This window comes from Virgisporangium ochraceum (genome assembly GCF_016863655.1).
Lineage (GTDB): Bacteria > Actinomycetota > Actinomycetes > Mycobacteriales > Micromonosporaceae > Virgisporangium > Virgisporangium ochraceum.
This window is the reverse complement of sequence record NZ_BOPH01000088.1, coordinates 300433-317432: the sequence shown is the minus strand read 5'-3', so window position 1 is coordinate 317432 and position 17000 is coordinate 300433. Positions and strand designations below refer to the sequence as shown.

The 17000-nt window shown below is 72.3% G+C and carries 19 protein-coding genes; 7 read left to right on the top strand and 12 right to left on the bottom strand.

Annotated elements, in window-relative coordinates:
* Positions 1 to 3: 3 nt before the first annotated feature.
* The gene (locus tag Voc01_RS32625; protein WP_203931449.1) at positions 4 to 2043 is read left to right on the top strand and encodes an MMPL family transporter; all 2040 of its coding nucleotides are present in this window, start codon (positions 4 to 6) and stop codon (positions 2041 to 2043) included.
* A 6-nt stretch (positions 2044 to 2049) separates the two neighbouring features.
* Here the strand turns inward: Voc01_RS32625 and Voc01_RS32620 are convergent, their stop codons facing one another.
* A complete protein-coding gene (locus Voc01_RS32620) occupies positions 2050 to 2394 on the bottom strand; it encodes an Lrp/AsnC family transcriptional regulator (protein WP_239160626.1) in 345 nt (114 codons plus the stop codon).
* A 27-nt stretch (positions 2395 to 2421) separates the two neighbouring features.
* On the opposite strand from Voc01_RS32620, the gene Voc01_RS32615 reads away from it, so the two are divergent.
* Entirely contained in the window at positions 2422 to 3111 is a 690-nt protein-coding gene (locus tag Voc01_RS32615) for a hypothetical protein (protein ID WP_203931448.1), read from the top strand.
* Here the strand turns inward: Voc01_RS32615 and Voc01_RS32610 are convergent.
* The 8 genes from Voc01_RS32610 to trxA all read right to left on the bottom strand — a co-directional run bounded on the left by Voc01_RS32610 (position 2998) and on the right by trxA (position 8433).
* The gene (locus tag Voc01_RS32610) at positions 2998 to 3492 is read right to left on the bottom strand and encodes a universal stress protein (protein ID WP_203931447.1); all 495 of its coding nucleotides are present in this window, start codon (positions 3490 to 3492) and stop codon (positions 2998 to 3000) included. The two genes, Voc01_RS32615 and Voc01_RS32610, sit on opposite strands and share 114 nt — an antisense overlap.
* On the bottom strand, positions 3492 to 4004 hold the full coding sequence (locus Voc01_RS32605; protein ID WP_203931446.1) for a DsrE/DsrF/DrsH-like family protein: 513 nt from the start codon (positions 4002 to 4004) through the stop codon (positions 3492 to 3494). Before Voc01_RS32605 ends, Voc01_RS32610 begins: the two co-directional genes overlap by 1 nt.
* 13 nt (positions 4005 to 4017) lie before the next feature.
* Positions 4018 to 4332, bottom strand: a complete 315-nt coding sequence (locus Voc01_RS32600) for a TusE/DsrC/DsvC family sulfur relay protein (RefSeq protein ID WP_203931445.1) — start codon at positions 4330 to 4332, stop codon at positions 4018 to 4020.
* A 6-nt stretch (positions 4333 to 4338) separates the two neighbouring features.
* Positions 4339 to 5580: a type III sulfide quinone reductase, selenoprotein subtype gene (gene sqr, locus Voc01_RS32595; RefSeq protein WP_203931444.1), complete on the bottom strand. Its 1242-nt coding sequence runs from the start codon at positions 5578 to 5580 to the stop codon at positions 4339 to 4341.
* A 79-nt stretch (positions 5581 to 5659) separates the two neighbouring features.
* Positions 5660 to 5929, bottom strand: a complete 270-nt coding sequence (locus tag Voc01_RS32590) for a metal-sensitive transcriptional regulator (protein WP_203931443.1) — start codon at positions 5927 to 5929, stop codon at positions 5660 to 5662.
* Positions 5926 to 7314: a HAMP domain-containing sensor histidine kinase gene (locus Voc01_RS32585; protein ID WP_203931442.1), complete on the bottom strand. Its 1389-nt coding sequence runs from the start codon at positions 7312 to 7314 to the stop codon at positions 5926 to 5928. Before Voc01_RS32585 ends, Voc01_RS32590 begins: the two co-directional genes overlap by 4 nt.
* Complete coding sequence (locus Voc01_RS32580; RefSeq protein ID WP_239160625.1) at positions 7304 to 7999, bottom strand: response regulator transcription factor; 696 nt, start codon at positions 7997 to 7999, stop codon at positions 7304 to 7306. Before Voc01_RS32580 ends, Voc01_RS32585 begins: the two co-directional genes overlap by 11 nt.
* 71 nt (positions 8000 to 8070) lie before the next feature.
* Complete coding sequence (gene trxA / locus Voc01_RS32575) at positions 8071 to 8433, bottom strand: thioredoxin (protein ID WP_203931441.1); 363 nt, start codon at positions 8431 to 8433, stop codon at positions 8071 to 8073.
* Between the two features lie 176 nt (positions 8434 to 8609).
* Between trxA and Voc01_RS32570 the strand changes: the two genes are divergently transcribed.
* On the top strand, positions 8610 to 9425 hold the full coding sequence (locus Voc01_RS32570; RefSeq protein WP_203931440.1) for a universal stress protein: 816 nt from the start codon (positions 8610 to 8612) through the stop codon (positions 9423 to 9425).
* Between the two features lie 220 nt (positions 9426 to 9645).
* Positions 9646 to 9810 carry a hypothetical protein gene (locus tag Voc01_RS32565; protein WP_203931439.1) on the top strand — a complete coding sequence of 55 codons (165 nt, stop codon included), beginning with the start codon at positions 9646 to 9648 and terminating at the stop codon, positions 9808 to 9810.
* Positions 9811 to 10099: 289 nt separating this feature from the next.
* Here the strand turns inward: Voc01_RS32565 and Voc01_RS32560 are convergent, their stop codons facing one another.
* From Voc01_RS32560 to Voc01_RS32550, 3 genes are all read right to left on the bottom strand, one after another.
* Positions 10100 to 10981 carry a class I fructose-bisphosphate aldolase gene (locus Voc01_RS32560; protein ID WP_203931438.1) on the bottom strand — a complete coding sequence of 294 codons (882 nt, stop codon included), beginning with the start codon at positions 10979 to 10981 and terminating at the stop codon, positions 10100 to 10102.
* Between the two features lie 77 nt (positions 10982 to 11058).
* Positions 11059 to 12474 (bottom strand): MBL fold metallo-hydrolase RNA specificity domain-containing protein, encoded by a 1416-nt coding sequence (locus Voc01_RS32555; RefSeq protein ID WP_203931437.1) that lies wholly within the window; start codon positions 12472 to 12474, stop codon positions 11059 to 11061.
* Complete coding sequence (locus tag Voc01_RS32550; protein WP_203931436.1) at positions 12471 to 13025, bottom strand: SDR family NAD(P)-dependent oxidoreductase; 555 nt, start codon at positions 13023 to 13025, stop codon at positions 12471 to 12473. The genes Voc01_RS32555 and Voc01_RS32550 overlap by 4 nt, the downstream gene beginning before the upstream one ends.
* Here Voc01_RS32550 and Voc01_RS54765 point away from each other — a divergent pair.
* Genes Voc01_RS54765 through Voc01_RS32535 form a run of 3 tightly spaced genes read left to right on the top strand, consistent with a single transcriptional unit; the run spans position 12949 to position 16909 of the window.
* Entirely contained in the window at positions 12949 to 13764 is an 816-nt protein-coding gene (locus tag Voc01_RS54765; RefSeq protein ID WP_373873901.1) for a TetR family transcriptional regulator, read from the top strand. The two genes, Voc01_RS32550 and Voc01_RS54765, sit on opposite strands and share 77 nt — an antisense overlap.
* Positions 13650 to 14360 carry an ABC transporter ATP-binding protein gene (locus Voc01_RS32540; RefSeq protein ID WP_373873900.1) on the top strand — a complete coding sequence of 237 codons (711 nt, stop codon included), beginning with the start codon at positions 13650 to 13652 and terminating at the stop codon, positions 14358 to 14360. Before Voc01_RS54765 ends, Voc01_RS32540 begins: the two co-directional genes overlap by 115 nt.
* Positions 14360 to 16909 (top strand): ABC transporter permease, encoded by a 2550-nt coding sequence (locus Voc01_RS32535; protein ID WP_203931434.1) that lies wholly within the window; start codon positions 14360 to 14362, stop codon positions 16907 to 16909. The genes Voc01_RS32540 and Voc01_RS32535 overlap by 1 nt, the downstream gene beginning before the upstream one ends.
* Positions 16910 to 17000: the final 91 nt, after the last annotated feature.

Here is a 17000-nt window from a genome sequence, read left to right as displayed (position 1 = left end):
GGCATGTCTGTCGTCGTACGTCGTCCTCTGCTCGTCGTCGCTGTGTGGCTGGTGGCCGTCGTCGCCTCGTTCGCTGTCGGGGTCGGGGTGTTCGACCGGCTCGTCAGCGACGTCGGCGGTACGCCGGGAAGCGAGTCCGAACGCGCCGGGGCGCTGATCGAACGGGCCGGCCCGGAGCCGGTCGACCTGACGGCCGTGGTGCACGGCGACGCCGCAGACCCGGCCGTCCGCTCCGCCGCCGACGCGACGGTGGCGGGGCTGCGCGGCGTCCCCGGTGTGCTGGAGGTGACCGGCCCCGTGCCGTCGACGCGCACCGGGAGGGCGCTGCTGGTCCGGGTCCGGCTGGCGCCGGGCGACGGTGTCGACGCCACCGCGCGGGAGGTCGCGCGGCGGCTGGACGGCGTCGCGCCGGGCCGGGTCGTCGTGGCCGGTGGACCGCTCACCGACGACGAGTTCAACGCCCAGGCCCGGTCCGACGTGCAGCGGGCGGAACTGCTCACCACCCCGGTGCTGCTGCTCCTGCTGCTGGTCGTCTTCGGTGGTTTCACCGCCGCCGGCATCCCCCTCGTCGTCGCGGTGGTGGGCGTGGGTGGCACGCTCGCCGTCCTGTACGGCTTCAGCCTGGTCACCGACGTCTCGGTGTACGCGATCCAGGTCGCCACCATGCTGTCGGTCGGTCTCGCGGTCGACTACGGGCTCCTGATGGTCAGCCGGTTCCGGGAGGAGCGCGCCACCGATCCCGATGTGCGGCGGGCGGTCGGGCGCACGCTCGCGACCGCCGGGCGGACGGTGACCTACTCGGGGCTGACCGTCGGGGCCGTGCTCGCCGGGCTGCTGGTGTTCCCCGAACCGTTCCTGCGCTCGATGGGCCTCGCCGGCATCGGGGTGATCGCCGTCGTGGTGCTCGCGGCGCTGACCCTGCTGCCGGCCATCCTGGTCCTGTTCGGCCACCGCATCCGACCGACCGCGGCCGTGGTGCCCGGCGCCGGGGTGTTCGCCCGCATCGCCCGCGGCGTGCGGCGCCGGCCGCTGCTCACCATGCTCGCCACCGGTGGCGCGGTGCTGATGCTCGCCGTGCCGGTGCTGGATCTGCGGCTCGCCCAGGTCGACGCGCGGCTCCTCCCCGACGCCACGGCGACCCGCCAGCTCCACGACGCCATGGCGGTCCACTTTCCCGAGCTCGCGCGGCCGGCGCACGTCGTGGTCGTCGTCGCCGCGCCGGTCGGCAGCGTCGAGGTGAGGGACCTGCGTGCGCGCATCGCCGGCATCGCCCACGTGACCGGTGTCGAGACCACCCCGCTGGGACCGGTGACCGTGCTGCGGGCCGCAATCGACCGTCCGGCGCACACCGCCGCCGCCCGCCGGACGGTGGAGGCGGTGCGGGCCCTGGACGCACCGGTCGAGGTCGCGGTCACGGGTCACACCGCGCTGCTCGTCGACTACGAGCGGACCATCACCGCGCACCTCCCGTACGCGGTGACGATCATCGCCGTCGGCACCCTGCTCCTGCTGTTCCTGTTCACCGGTTCGGTCCTGCTGCCGGTCAAGGCCGTGCTCACCAACGTGCTGAGCATCGGTGCCGCCCTCGCCGCGGTCGTGTGGGTGTTCCAGGAGGGCCATCTCGCGGGCTGGTTCGGCACCGGGCGGCTGTCGGCCACCCACGTCTCCGTACCGGTCCTCGTGGCGACGATCGCGTTCGGGCTGTCGGTGGACTACGAGGTGTTCCTGCTGTCGCGCATCCGGGAGCGGTGGCTGGAGACCGGCGACAACGACCGCGCCGTGGCCGACGGGCTGCAGGGCAGCGGGCGCATCATCACGTCGGCGGCGCTCCTGCTCGGCGTCGTCTTCGCCGGGTTCCTGACCGCCGGCTTCGTACCCGTACAGGCCATCGGGCTCGGGCTCCTGGTCGCCGTCGCCCTCGACGCCACGGTCGTCCGGCTGCTGCTGGTCCCCGCGACCATGACCCTCGCGGGCCGGTACAACTGGTGGGCACCGGCTCCGCTGCGCCGCCTGCATGCGCGTCTCGACCCGCACCCGCGCTGAACCGGCTCACGGTTGCCGGCGACGGGGGCGGGCGCGCACCGTGCCGTGGACGGGGCCGACCGGAAGCGGGCGGTCCTCGACGATGCGCTTCATGACGATGGTCGAAGTCATCCGCTGTACCCCGGGGAGCGTCGCCAGCTTCTCGTCCCGCAGCACCGCGTATCCGGCCAGGTCGGCGGTGACCACCCGCAGCAGGTAGTCCGGGTCGCCGAACAACCGCTCCGCATGCCGCACCTCCCGCACCGCCGCCAGCGCCGTCTCGAACTCGCCGATGGTCGCCGAGTCCTCGCGCTCCATCGTGACGTTGACGAGGACCTCGAAGCCGAGACCGACGGCCGCCGGGTCGACCACCGCCCGGTACCCCCGGATGTTCTGCCGGTGGCCGCCGCGGTGTTCGCCGCACCGCAGTTCCTGCCGCAGCTCCGCGGCGTGTGGCGGACCGGTGACCTCGCCGGCGTCTCATGGTTGTGGGCCGCGCTGACCAGCGTCAGCAACGCCGCATGGACGGGGTACTTCGCGCTCTCGGCGATGCGGACCGCATTGGTGCCGTCGATCTCGGCGACCGTGCTGGCGGGTGTCCTCGCCGGGATGCTCGGCCGGGAGAGGCTCCGGCTCCGGCCGGCCGCGACGGTCGCCGGTTGGACCGGCCTTCTGGCCGCCGCGTGGGCGGTGGGTGGCCGGGCCGGCCTCGGTACCGCACTCACAGTGTCGTTCGTGCTCCAGGTCACGCCGTCGGTCTGGACCGCCTACCGCACCCGCCGACCCACCGGCATCTCCCGCGGCACCTGGCTGCTGATACTCGGCGAACTGGGCTGCTGGGGCTGGTACGGACTCGCCGAGTCGGACCCGCGGCTGGCCGTCCTCGGCTGTACCGGCGTGGCCGCGAGCGTGCTCATGCTGGCCCGCGCCCGACGCCGGCCACGCGCCGGCGGAGACGACGGCACGGTTGCGGGGTCAGCCCTGTCGCTCGATGTCACGGATGAGGGTGCGGACGGAGAACGGCCGGTCCACCGCCCGGGCCAGCTCCGGTGGCGGCACGACCGTGACGGGACAGATCGCCCGGCGTAGGCATGAACGCACGACCCAGCTCGTCCACCGGAAGCCGCTCCGGCCGCCGAGGACGAGCAGGTCCTCCGGGTTCTCGGCGAACCGGAGCAGGGCCCGGTCGGCGCGTTCGCCGGCGGAGACGACGGCGACCGGAACATCTGCCGGAACACCACCGAGCGCGGCGTCGAACGCCGCCCGTATGGTGTCGGCCGCCTCGGCGGCCAGGTTCGTGCGCAATGCCCGGTACTCGGCGGTCTGGCACGACGGATGCAGGTACCACGCGCGGACCGCGTACAGCCACACCTGCCGACGTCGGACCTCGGCCACGGCGAACCGCAGCGCGGCGAGGCCGGCGATCGACGTCGAGACGCCGACGACCACGCGTGGCAGGTCGCCGTCCATCAGATGAACAGCAGCTGGGCGCCGTCGGTCTTCTCGATGAAGTCCGCGGCGCTGATGATGCCCTCCACCGCCTCGTACAGGTCGTCCTCGGCGAGGTGCATCATGTCGGCCGACATCCGGCAGGCCCACAGGTGGCCGCCGGACGCCACGATCTGCTCCAGCAGCTCGGGCACCTCGGGCACCCCGATGTCGGCGATCTGCCGTCGCATCATGCGGGTCGCGACCGCGGTCATCCCGGGCAGACCGCCGACACCCTGCGGCAGGTGCGTCGCGGTGTTGCCGAGCGGGGTGAACTTCAGGTGTCCCATCCGCGACTTCGTGATCATGTCGAAGCCCCAGAACGTGAAGAACAGGTGGGTCTCGACGCCCTCGCCGAGCGCGGCGTTGGCCAGGATCAGGCCGGGGTAGGCCATGTCGAGGTTGCCCTTGGAGCAGATGATCGCGAGCTTGCGGCCGGTGGTCGCGTCGTCGTCGAAGTTCGGCACGATCGTGGGTGCCGTGTCGGTGGTCATGTCGGGAGCCTCCTCACACGCAGCCATGCGGCTTGGGCAGGCCGGCGATGTAGGCCATCTTCTTGGCCGGCTTCTTCGGGAACAGGGTGAACAGCTCCTTCGTCGGGATTCCGGCGAGCGTCGAGACGCGGCGGATCGTCGCGGTCTCGCCGCGGGTCCGGAAGTCGGCCCGCAGGAACCGGATCGCCTTCCAGTGCGCGTCGGTGAGGGTGACCCCGATCTGTGCGGCGAGCCGCCGCCCCAGGTCCTCGTCCCACTCGTCGTAGACGGTCAGGAACCCTTCGTCGTCGACGTGGACGGTCCGGTCGGCGATGGTGGTCACGGGCATCGCGGCTCACTCCTCTGCGGTGGGTACGCGCTTGCCGGCCATGGACATGTGCGCCGGCAACGGAACGGGACGCCCGGGCAGCAGGGCGTGCCAGTACACGGGGCGGAACGCGAGCTTGCCCCAGTGGTTGACCGCCGTCTCCGCCAGCAGGCTGAACGGGCCGAGCCGGGGAACGGGATACCTGCCCGGCAACGGCTCGGTGTCGTAGTTGAAGTCGATGAGCAGCGCCCTGCCGCCGCCGGACTCCACGAAGCAGTTGGCGTGCCCGTCGAAGCGTCCGGTCATCGGCTGCCCGGCGATGTGCCGCAGGAAGTTGCCGACGAACACGTCGACCGCGAAGTGGGCGACGGACCCGGCCTTCGACGCCGGGATGTCGTTGGCGTCGCCGATGGCGAAGATGTTGCGGTGACCGGTGGCCAGCAGCGTGTACCGGTCGACCGGGACGAGGTTCAGCTCGTCGCCGAGCCCGGACCGGGCGACGAAGTCCGCGCCCATGTTCAGCGGCACGGTCACCAGCAGGTCGAAGCCGATCTCGCGTTCGTCGTAGGAGACCAGGGTCCTGTCGTCGACGCGCTCGACCAGGAAGTCGGCCTCCAGCGAGATCTTCCGGTCGTCGAGCATCGCCCCGAGGGTCCGCGAGGCGATCGGTTTGGTGAAGGCGCCGGGCAGCGGCGTGGCGTAGACGAGCTCGACCCGGTCGCGGATGCCGCGCTCGCGCAGGTACGCGTCGGCCAGGAACGCGAACTCCAGCGGGGCGACCGGACACTTGATCGGCATGTCGACGATGTGCACCACCAGCCTTCCGCCGTCGAAGGCCTTCAGGGCGTCGGCGAGCGCGACCGCTCCGTCGTGGGTGTAGAAGTCGAAGATGCTCCTCCGCCACTGTCCGCCGTCGAGCATGCCGGGCGTCTGGTCGGGGCGTGGGGTCACGCCGGTCGCGATGACCAGTTGGTCGTACGGCAGCGCGCGTCCGTCGGTGAGGACCACCGTGTCGGTCTCGGTGTCGACGCGGTCGACGGTCCCGCGGACGAGGTCGACCCCGGCACGCAGCGACCGCCTCCGTGGCCTCACCACGTCGTCGGGAGCGTAGGTGCCGAACGGGATGAACAGGTACCCCGGCTGGTAGAAATGCTTGTCGCTCTCGTCGACGGCGGTGATCCGCCACTCGTCGCGAGGGAGGCGGCGGCGCAGCCGGTTGGCCACCATCGTGCCGGCCGTGCCGGCTCCGAGCACCAGTAGTCGTTTCATGACGACGACCTCCTCTATACCCCCTAGGGTATGGAGGAGGTCGGTGCCGACGTAGGGCCGAAGGTCCCGGGTCAGCCCGTCACGCGAGGGACAGGAACAGCTTCTCCATCCGCTCGAGGTTGGCCGTCTGGTCCTCGCCGTCCTCGGCCGCGGTCAGGCACTGCTGCAGGCCGCTCGCGATGATTTTGAAGCCGGCCCGGTCGAGGGCCCGGGACACCGCGGCGAGCTGGGTGACCACGTCGGCGCAGTCGCGCCCGTCCTCCAGCATGGCGATGACACCACGGATCTGCCCCTCGGCCCGGCGCAGCCGCTTCACCACGTCACCGGTGACATTCTCGTCGACCTTCATCGGCGCATCTCCTCGTTGATCGTGGGCGCAACTGTACCTCCGGGGGTATGCGTTCCGTGCGGAAGCCGCAGCGCGATCGCCGTGCCGCCGCCCGGCGGCGACGTCGCGGTCACCGTGCCACCGTGCGCGGTGACCAGTTCCCGCACCACGGCCAGGCCGATACCGCTACCGGCGACCCCGGCGGCGTCGCGGCCGCGCCACAACCGGTCGAAGACGTGCGGCAGCTCGTCGGCCGGGATACCCGGACCCGTATCGGTGACCAGCACCTCCGCGACGCCGTTCCCGGCGCGCACGCGGACGGCGACGTGGTCTCCGGGGCGGCAGTAACGCACGGCGTTGGCGAACAGGTTGACCAGCGCCTGGTGGATCCGGTCCGGGTCGACCAGCACCGGCGCCACCGGCGCCAGGTCCGTCTCGACGCGCAGTCCCGCCGCGTCGAGCTGGGGACGCTGCGCCGCGAGCGCCCGACGGGTGATGTCGACGAGGTCGCCGTGGACCGGGCGCAGCGACAGCGCCGCCGACTCCGCGGCGGACAGATCGGCGAGGTCCTGCACGACGCGGCCGAGCCGCAGCGACTGGTCGTGCAGGGCGGTCAGCCGCTCCACGTCGGGCTCGCGCAGCCCGTCACGCAGTTCCTCCAGCCCCGCCTGCAGGCCGGCCAACGGCGTCCGCAGCTCGTGCGCGACGTCGGCGGCCAGCCGGCGCCGGACGGCCTCGGCCCGCACCACCTCGTCGGCCATGGTGTCGAACGCCCGCGCGACGTCGCCGACCTCACCCGGCGCCTCGGCGCGGGCACGGGCCGACCGGTCCCCGGCGGCGAACCGCCGGGCCGCGTCCGCGAGGGCCGTCAACGGCCTCGTGAGCCGCCGGACGACAAACCCGCTCACGGCGAGCGCGACAGCCAGCGCGACGGCGGCCGCGCCGAGGACCCACGACCAGGCGACCGGGCGTCCCGCCGCGACGGCGGCCGGAAACGTGAGCCGGACGGAGCCGACGCGTCCGCCGCCGGCCACGACCGCGACCTCCACGCCGCCGTTGGCGTACATGCCGTCCATCCCGTGTCCCCGACCGTGTCCGGGCCAGACCATCGCGCCACTCGCGTCGAGGACCACCAGGCGTGCCCCCGCGGCGTCGGCGATCGCCTGCGCCGCGTCGAGGTCCGCTCCGGCCCACCCACCCACGCCGGTGTAGGCGCGGCCGGCCTCGGCCGCGACCCGCTCCGCCACGTGCTGCCGCTCCGCGCGCTGGGCGCCGGCCAACCCGCGGTCGGTCCCGACCAGTGCCGCGACCGTGAGCACCACCACCGACGAGAGGGCGACCAGCACGAACGCCGCGAGCAGCCGCCGACCCAACGGTCCCGCCAGACCAGACCCGTCACGTGTCACGCGACCACCCCAACCGGTAACCGGCACCGAGCACCGTGGCGACGATGTCGCCGCCGTCCGGGCCGAGCTTGCGGCGCAGGTTCTTCACGTGCGAGTCGACGGTGCGCTCGTATCCGGAGAACTCGTATCCACGGATCCGGTTCACCAGCTCGTACCGGGAGAACACCCGACCGGGCACCGACGCGAGCGCGAGCAGCAGCCCCCACTCGGTCGGGGTCAGGTCGAGGACCGCTCCGTCGAGCGCGGCCTCGTGCCGCGCCTCGTCGATCCGCAGGCGTCCACGACCGAACGCCGGGGCGCCGGACGCCGTTGCGCCTCCGCGGGTACGGTGCAGGACCGCCTGGACCCGCAGCACCAGCTCGGTCGGGCTGAACGGCTTGGTGACGTAGTCGTCGGCGCCGTGACGCAGACCGTCGATGCGGTCCTGCACCGCGCTACGTGCGGTCAGCACCACGACCGGGACGTCGGAACCCGGGCCGTGCGCCGCGTCGAGCAGCTCCATGCCGTCGACGTCGGGCAGGCCGAGGTCGAGGATCATGAGGTCGATGCCGCCGTTGGCGAGCATTCCCAGGGCTTCCGCGCCCGTGCCGGAGGTCCGCACCGCGTGCCCGGCCCGCTCGAGGTACCGGCGGACCAGCTCACGCAGTTCCCGGTCGTCCTCGACGATCAGCACACTCGCGGACATGTGTTCACCGTCGCCGCCGTGTCACCGCTGCCGACAGGGCCACTCGACCCGCGGGCGCGGTACGAACGCCCTCACGACCGCTGGGCAGCCAGTCTCGACCGGACACCGTCCATGTCGAGACCGCGCACGCCGGTGATCACCTGCTCCAGGGCCGCCGCGGGCAGGGCACCCGGTTGGGAGAACACCACCACTCCGTCCCGGATCGCCATCAACGTCGGGATCGAGTAGATGCCGGCCGCCGCCGCCAGGTCCTGCTCCGCCTCCGTGTCGACCTTGCCGAAGACGATGTCCGGATGCCGCTCGCTGGCCTGCTCGTAGACCGGCGCGAAACGCCGGCACGGGCCGCACCAACCGGCCCAGAAGTCGACCAGCACGATTCCACCGGCGGCCACCGTCGGTTCGAACGTCTCCTTCGTCAGCGCCGTCGTCGCCATGTCGCTTCTCCGATCGTCCGTGGATCCTCGATCGGGGAAACATACCCCGGGGAGTATCTATTCCCGTGGCGACCCGGGTCGAAGGTCCCGCCCGGGTCCTGCGGCCCGGCCCTGTCGCAGCGGTCGCGGTCGGTAGCACGCTCGACCGTGACCGCCGCCAGCGGAGGGAGAGCGCCATGAACAGGACCGACGTGGTGGTCGGCGTCGACGGCTCGGCCCCGAGCCGGCGGGCGCTCCGGTGGGCGGCCGCCGAGGCGGCCCGGCGCGGGTCGCGGCTGCGGGTCCTGCACGCCTACCGCCCGCCGTGGCTCGTCGGTGAGATCGCCGCCCGCGCCGATCTCGACAGCGTGGCCCGCGCCCGTGCGCAGAGCGTCGTCGACGACGCCCTCGACGAGGCGCGGGCGGCGGCACCGGGCACGCCGGTCTCCGGTACCGCGGTGTGCTGCCACCCCGTACCGCTGCTGATGGAGAACGCGGGAGCGCTGACCGTGGTCGGCTCCCGGGGACACGGCGGCTTCGGCAGCGTGCTGCTCGGGTCGACCGGCCTGCAACTGGCGACGCACGCGAGCGGACCGGTAGCCGTGGTGCGGGGGCGCACCGACCGCGACACCGCGCCGGTGGTGGTCGGAACCGACGGCTCTGCCGGCGCGGACCTCGCTGTCGGAACCGCCTTCGAAGCGGCCGCGGCACGCGGGTGCTTCCTCACCGCCGTCCACGCCTTCACCGGCGCGGCCGACGCCCGATCGCGCGCGGACGCGGACGCGGAACTGCACGGCTGGCTGGAGCCGTGGCGGGACAAGTACCCGGAGGTCTCGGTCGAGACGGTCGCGACACCGGGCGACGCGGCCAGCGTGCTGACCGCGCTGTCCAGCACCGCCCACCTCGTCGTCGTCGGCACCCGCGGCCGGGGCGGGTTCACCGGGCTGCTGCTCGGATCCGTTGGCCAGAAGCTGGTCCACTACGCCCACTGCCCCGTCCTCGTCGCCCGCTGACGGTCGACCGACCGGGACCTTGGTCCCGACCCGCCGGGACCAAGCGACGTATCACCCACGGCCATGACGAGAGATGGTTCAGTCGACACCCGCCGACGGAAACCGGCGGCCCCGGAAGGACCCGAACGGCAAGGACGCCGCTAGACCCGTCATCGTCAAGATGATCGCGTGCCGTCCGCGATCCGCCGGCGGGTGTCCCGTCAGGCCCAGGGGGTGGACCATGACTTTCATCTGGCTGGTCGTGTGGCTGCTGTTCCGCACGCCGGACGTCGAGCTGTTCGGTCCGTGGAACGACTGGGGCGTGGCACTGGCCGTGTGCGCCGCGATCGACCTTCTGGGTGCGCTGAAGGTCCGACCACGCAGCCGTCGCCGATCCCGCACCTAGTGTCGTGAGTCGTTGGCTCGCGTGCAGCAGCGCGACCGATCTGCTTCCGGGCGCCGGGGCCCGACACCGTCGACGCCCGACATGCCGGTTCCGGAGCGTGGAAACGCCTCAGTGATCAGCTTCTCAGGAAGAAGAGTGAAATGGCGCTTCACCTTCTTCCAGAGAAGCTGATCTTCCGGGTTCGGCTGCCATGTCGGTGCGGTGGGTCGCCGCATTGACACGACTTCAGGCTGCCTGCTCAGCCGTGAGCGGGTGCGGGCGAACCGTCCGCACCCGCCGTCGTGGTCAGCTACCGCGGGTACTTCGCGAGGACCTCGCGTAGCCGCGACACGAAGCGCAGCGACTCGTCGTGCGGGCGCTGCCAGACGTTGCGGCCGAAGATGAGACCCGTCGCGCCGGCCTCCATCGACTGTCGCGCCTTCTCCACCATCGCCTCGTCCCCGGCCTTCTCGCCGCCCGAGATCAGTACGAGCGTGCGGTTGGCTGACCGGACCACGGCCTCGACGGCCTGCTGGCTGGAGAACTCGGCGTCGTACTCGGCCCTGACCCCGGTGCGCCGGTCGGGCTTCGGGAAGTTCACCTTCACCACGTCGGCGCCGAGCTCGCTCGCGGTGCGCGCGGCGTAGTCGACCGCGTAGAAGGAGCTCTTGCCGCCCTTGGCCTCGATGGCCGACCCGCGCGGGTAGGCCCACACGATCAGCGGCATCCCGAGCCGCTGGGCGTCCTCACGCACCGTCCGGTACTGCGCGAAGTCCTGCTCCTGCGCCGGCGTGCCGACGTACATCGTGTAGCCGACGGCGTCGGCGCCGAGCCGCACGGCGTCCTCGACACTCGCGTGCAGTGGCGACAGGGCGGCGTCGTCGGATGGGATCTCGGTCTTGCCGTTCAGCTTGAGCACCAAGGGCACCTCGCCGGCATAGTCCCAGTAGAACTTCTCCGCGAGACCGATCTGGATCGCGATGCCGTTGAACGCTCCCTCGACGGCCAGATCGATGATGTAGCGCGGGTTCCCGGACGCCGGGTTGGCGAAGAAGTCCCGCGGACCGTGCTCCAGCCCCTGGTCGTAGGGCAGGAACAGCGCCGTGCCGTTGCACAGCCCGTGCTGGAACAGGATCCGGTACAGGCGGGCCTTCTTCCCCGCGTCGAGATGGCGCAAGCGGTGGCCTTTCATCACAGTGCCTCCTTGTCGGCTGTCTCTCCCGAGCGTCCGGCCGCGCCCGGCCGGTGGTCAGGGGCGAAGGTCCCGCCTCAGACGAGCACCTGTTCCCCGAGCCGGGGTACGACCGCGCACCAGCCGAGATCGCCATCGATGCGCGCGGCCAGGGCGGCCGACGCCGCGGGTTCGCCGTGGACGACGAAGCACGCCGACGGGCGGGCCGGAGCCGATCGCAGCCATCGCACCAGACCGTCGGAGTCGGCGTGTGCCGACAGGTCGTCCAGGCCCGCCACCTCGGCCCGCACGCGGACGTACCGTCCGAAGATCTTGAGCGCGGTCGCCCCGTCGAGCAGCTCACGTCCGCGGGTCCCCGCCACCTGGAACCCCGGGAGCAGGATCAGGTTGCGCGGGTCGGGCGCCATGTGGACGAGGTGGTGCAGCACGCGGCCACCGGTCGCCATCCCCGACGCCGAGATCACGATGGCCGGACCGAGGTCACGGTCGAGCGTGGCCGACTCCTGCGGCCCGGGCACCACGTGCAGCGTCCCCGGATCGAACGGGTCGCCCGGGTCGGCGGCGATCTCCGGCCGCACCTGCGGATCGCGGGTGCGCACCGCCGTCCGGTACACGTCCAGCGCGGCCAACGCCATCGGGCTGTCGACGTATACCGGCACCGACGGCACCGCGCCGCTGCGCATCAGCGACCGCAGCTCCATCAACAGCACGGGCGTCCGGTCGACGGCGAAGGCCGGGATCAGCACCACCCCACCGCGGTCCAGTGCGCGCACCACCCGCTCCGCCAACCGGTGCGGGGTGCGCGGTGGATGGGTGGTGTCGCCGTAGGTCGACTCCACGACCACCGCGTCGCAGGCCGGCGGCGGGTCGGGCGGAACCAGCAACGGATGGTCCTGCCGGCCGAGGTCCCCGCTGAACACCACGCCGCGGCGGCCGGCCCGAAGCTCCACAGTGGACGATCCGAGAATGTGACCGGCGTTGCGCAGAACCACCGACACGTCCCGACCGAACGTCCACGGCTCGCCGATCGGCACCGGCGTCAGCAACGCGATCGCCTTCTCGGCGTCGGAGGAGTCGAACAGCGGCAGCGGCGGACGGTGGCGGCTCGATCCCATGCGGCCGGCGTGGTCGGCGTCCTCCTCCTGCAGGTGGGCCGCGTCCCGCAGGACGATCGGCGCCACCCGCGCCGTCCCCGGTGAACACAGCACCGGACGGCTGTAGCCCGACCGGACCAACCGGGGCAGCCAACCGCAGTGGTCAAGGTGGGCGTGGCTCAACACGACGGCGTCGAGAGTGCCCACCGGCACCGGGAAGGGCTCCCAGTTGCGGCGGCGCAGCTCCCGCCGGCCCTGGTACATCCCGCAGTCCACCAGGATCCGCGCTCCCGACGGAGCCGTGACGAGGAACCTGCTACCGGTCACCGTTCCGGCCGCACCCAGGAAGCGCAGGGTCGTCTCGCCGGAGCCCGGGACGCCCGTGGAGGTGTTCGTCATGGTCGCACCATGCGCGCCGGCCGTGCGCCCGGGCAGGGTCGAAGGTCCCGCCGCTCGCGCTCCGCGCTGTCGGCGACGGGACGGGCGCCCATCGACTCGGCACCCGGCCAGGTCGCCGTGAGCCCCGGGCAGACGGCGTTGACCAGGATGGTGGTGTCGGCCAGCTCGGTGGCGAGCGTGGCGGTCAGGGCGTTGAGGGCGGCCTTGCTGATGCCGTAGCTGGCGGCCATGCCGCCGCGCGCGGTCAGCCCGAAGCTCTTGTCGCCGTGCGAGCCGCCGCCGCTGCTGACGTTGACCACCCGCGGTGCGGGGCTTCGGCGCAGCAGCGGGAGCAGGGCCTGCGTCAGGCGCCAGGTGCCGAACAGGTTGGTCTCCATGACGCGACGGGCGGCGTCGAGGTCGGCGTTGGTGGCGGTCTCGGTCCAGTCGACGAACGCCGCCGCGTTGTTGACCAGGACGTCCAGGCGGTCCGGCGTGGCGGCCAGGGCGTCTGCGGCGGCCCCGACGCCGGCGGGGTCGGTGAGGTCGAGGCCCACCGGCAGTGCAGACACGTGGGGACCGAGGGAGGCGGCGATCGTCCTCGACGTCGCCGCCCGGCTGTTCTACGCCGGCGGCGTGCACGAGGTCGGCATGGACGAGCTGGTCCGCGAGACCGGCCTGGGCAAGGCCACCGTCCCGGCTTCCGCGGCTGCGCGTTCAACAACGCCAGCATCGAGTACGCCGACCCGGACCACCCGGCCCGCAGCGCCGCCCGCGACTACCGGACCGCGCTGCACGACCGTCTCCACCGACTCGCCGAACGACTCGTCCCGGCAAACCCGGCCGCCGCCGCGGCGCTGGCCGGCCAGCTGGCGGTCCTCATCGACGGTGCCTACACCAACGCCGTGCACCTCGGGCCGGGCGGCCCGGCCGCGACCGGTCTCGCGCTGGCGCACGAGCTCGTCGACCGGGCCGCCCGATGAGCCACGTCGCCGGTGGCGGCTGACCGGCCCCCGCCGGGCGGGACCAATGGCCCTCCGCCCGCGCCGGCGGCCGCGTCACGGTGGTCGGCGAGAGCACCGGTCCGTTCGCGGGCCGATGCCGTACGACGCGGACGGAGGTGTCCCGTGGACTCCACAGTGGACAGTGTCGGGACCGACGCCGCGCCGGCCGCCCGCGCGGTCGGCGTATGGAAGGTGTACGGGACGGGCGCGGCGGAGGTGGTGGCACTGCGCGACGTCGACGTCGACATCGCCAGCCACCGGTTCACCGCGATCATGGGACCGTCGGGGTCGGGCAAGTCGACGCTGATGCACTGCCTGGCCGGTCTCGACTCGGTGACCCGCGGTGAGGTGTGGGTCGGCGGGACCCGGTTGACGGGGCTGTCCGACGCCGGGCTCACCCGGCTCCGGCGACGGCAGATCGGCTTCGTCTTCCAGCAGTTCAACCTGCTGCCGACGCTGACGGCGGAGGAGAACATCCTGCTGCCGTTGGCGATCGCCGGACGGAAGCCGGATGCCGCCTGGGTCCGCACGGTCGTCAACGCGGTCGACCTCGCCCCGCGGCTCAAGCACCGGCCGGCCGAACTGTCCGGCGGTCAGCAGCAGCGGGTCGCCTGCGCCCGGGCGCTGATCACCAGGCCCGACGTCATCTTCGCCGACGAGCCGACCGGCAACCTCGACTCCCGGTCCGGAACCGAGATCCTGGGCTTCCTGCGCGAGTCGGTCCGTCGGTACGGACAGACGATCGTCATGGTCACCCACGACCCCAACGCCGCCGCGTACGCCGACCGGGTCGTGTTCCTCCTCGACGGCCGGATCGTGCGGGAACTGTTCGAACCGACCGCCGAACGGATCTTCGAACAGCTGAGGCATCTGGAACCGGAACTGGCGACAGGAGCGGGCTGATGCTGCGCGCGACGGTCAAGAGCCTGCTCTCCCACAAGCTGCGGCTGCTGCTGTCGGGGCTGGCGGTCGCTCTCGGCGTGCTGGCGGTGTCGGGCGCCCTCGTACTGACCAGCACCCTGAGCCGCACCTACACCGACATGTTCAGCACCGCGTACGACTCCATCGACGTCAGCGTCACGGCCCGTCCGAAGGTCGACCTCGGATACAGCTCCGCGCCCACGACCCTGCCGGCCGACCTGGTCGACCGGCTCCGCGCCGTCCCCGGCGTCGCCAGGGTCACCGGCAGCGTCTCGTCCGTGGACGGTGCCCGCGTGGTGGGCCCCGACGGCAAGGTGCTGACCTCCTTCGGCGCGCCGCGCTTCGGCGTCAACTGGACCGGCGAGGACGACTTCGTCGCGCTGCGGACCGGGCGCGGCCCACTCACCGACGACGAGGTCGTCATCAACGGCGAGCTGGCCGACGCAACCGGGTCCACCGTCGGCGACCGCATCGACGTGGTCACGCTCGAGCCCCGGCGCGGCTTCACGATCGTGGGGGTGTTCGGATACGCCGGCGACCGGAACTCCCTGGCCGGGGAGACCATGGTCGCCTTCACCACGCCGGCCGCGCAGAGGCTGCTGCTCGGCGAGGAGAACGTCTTCACCTCGGTCGACCTGCGGGCGGCGGCCGGGGTGACCGAGGCACAGTTACGCGACCGTGTGACGGCCGAACTCGGCGGCGCGTACCGCGTACAGACCGGCGCGGAGCTGACCGCCGAGGCCGGCCGGCAACTCGACGAAGGACTGCGGTTCTTCAACTACATCCTGCTGGGTTTCGCCTTCGTGGCCCTGTTCGTCGGCGTGTTCCTCATCGTCAACACGTTCTCCATCGTCGTGGCCCAGCGCGTCCGGGAACTGGCCCTGATGCGGGCGATGGGTGCGAGCCGCGGCCAGCTCCTCGCCTCGGTCGAGTTCGAGGCCCTGCTGGTCGGGGTGGTCGCCTCGGTCGTCGGGCTCCTGCTCGGCATCGGAACCGGGCGCCTGCTCGCCTGGCTGTACGCCACCTATCTCGGCGGCGGGGTGACGCTCGCACCGCTCGCCGTGCCGCTGTCCGCGGTGGTCGGTGGTCTCGGCGTCGGCATCGGCGTCACGGTGGTGGCGGCGCTGCTTCCTGCTCTGCGCGCCGCCCGGGTGGCGCCCGTCGCCGCGATGCAGGAGTCCGCGGCCCCCGGCGTCAGGCTCTCGCGGATCGCGGCGGTCGGCGGCGCGGTGACCGTTGTCGGCGCCGCGACCATGCTGGCGGGGCTGACCGACCGGGCCGGTGAGGGCAACTCGCTGATCGCCCTCCTGGTCGGGCTGCTGGTCACACTGGTCGGGATCACGGCGCTGACCCCGGCGCTGGCCCGCCCCGTGGTCGCCGCCCTCGGCGCCGTGTTCCGGCGGTGGACGCCGGGACGGCTGGGCGAGCGCAACTCCACCCGCAACCCGCGTCGCACCGCGATCACCGCGGCCGCGCTGATGATCGGCATCGCCCTGATCACCGGCATCAACGTGATCCTCACCTCGGTGACCCGGAGCGTCGAGCACGTCATGGACGACCGGATCAGCGCCGAGCTCATCATCGCCGGCGACCCGGTCAACGGGCTGCGCCCGAACTTCGACACCGCGGTTCTCGACCGCGCCCGCGCGCTGCCGGGCGTCGACGCCGTCCTGGGCACCTACGCCGACGTCGCCCTCGTCGACGGCGAGCAGACCCTGGTCGTCGCCGTCACCGACAGCACGACGATGCACTCCATGTTCGGCATGACCGTCACGGCGGGCTCGCTCGACGGGCTCGGCGCCGGCGAGTTCGTCATCGACGAGAAGACCGCCGCCGGCAAGGGTCTGCACGTCGGCGACACCGTCCCGGTCCAGTTGACCAAGGGTGCGGCCAGGACCTTCACGGTCAAGGGGATCTACGAGCAGACCGCAGCCGGGTCCGGGTGGATGACCAGCGCGGCGGAGGCGGCCAACTTCCGGGCCGCCGACCCCAGCATGGGGTTCGTCGATGTCGCGCCGGGAGCGTCGGTCGCGACGGTGAAGGCACACGTCGCAGACCTGCTGGCCGACAGCCCCGAGGTCAGTGTCGCCGACCGCAGCGGCTTCGTCCGTCAGCAGACCCGTGTGCTGGACACCGTGCTCGCGATGGTCCAGATCCTCATGGCGTTGTCGATCGTCATCGCGGTCCTGGGAATCGTGAACACCCTCGCCCTGTCGGTGATCGAACGCACCCGCGAGTTCGGGCTGCTGCGCGCGATCGGGCTGGGTCGTGGCCAGATGATGGAGATGGTCGGTGCGGAGAGCGTGCTGATCTCCGTCTTCGGCGCGGTGCTGGGTCTCGTGGTCGGCGTCGGACTGGGTGTCGCGGTGGTGCTGGGCCTGCGCGACGAAGGAATCACCACCATCGCACTGCCCTGGTCGCAGATGGCGACGTACCTGGTGCTGGGCGCGGTGATCGGCCTCGTCGCGGCCGTGCTGCCGGCCATCCGCGCGGCCCGTCTCGACGTCCTGAACGCCATCGCCTACGAGTAGACGAACACCCCGGACGGCAGGAGCCGGTTCCTGATGAGTGCACCGGGGCCGGAACGGCCGCGTGATCCAGCGGATCACGCGGCCGCGCCAA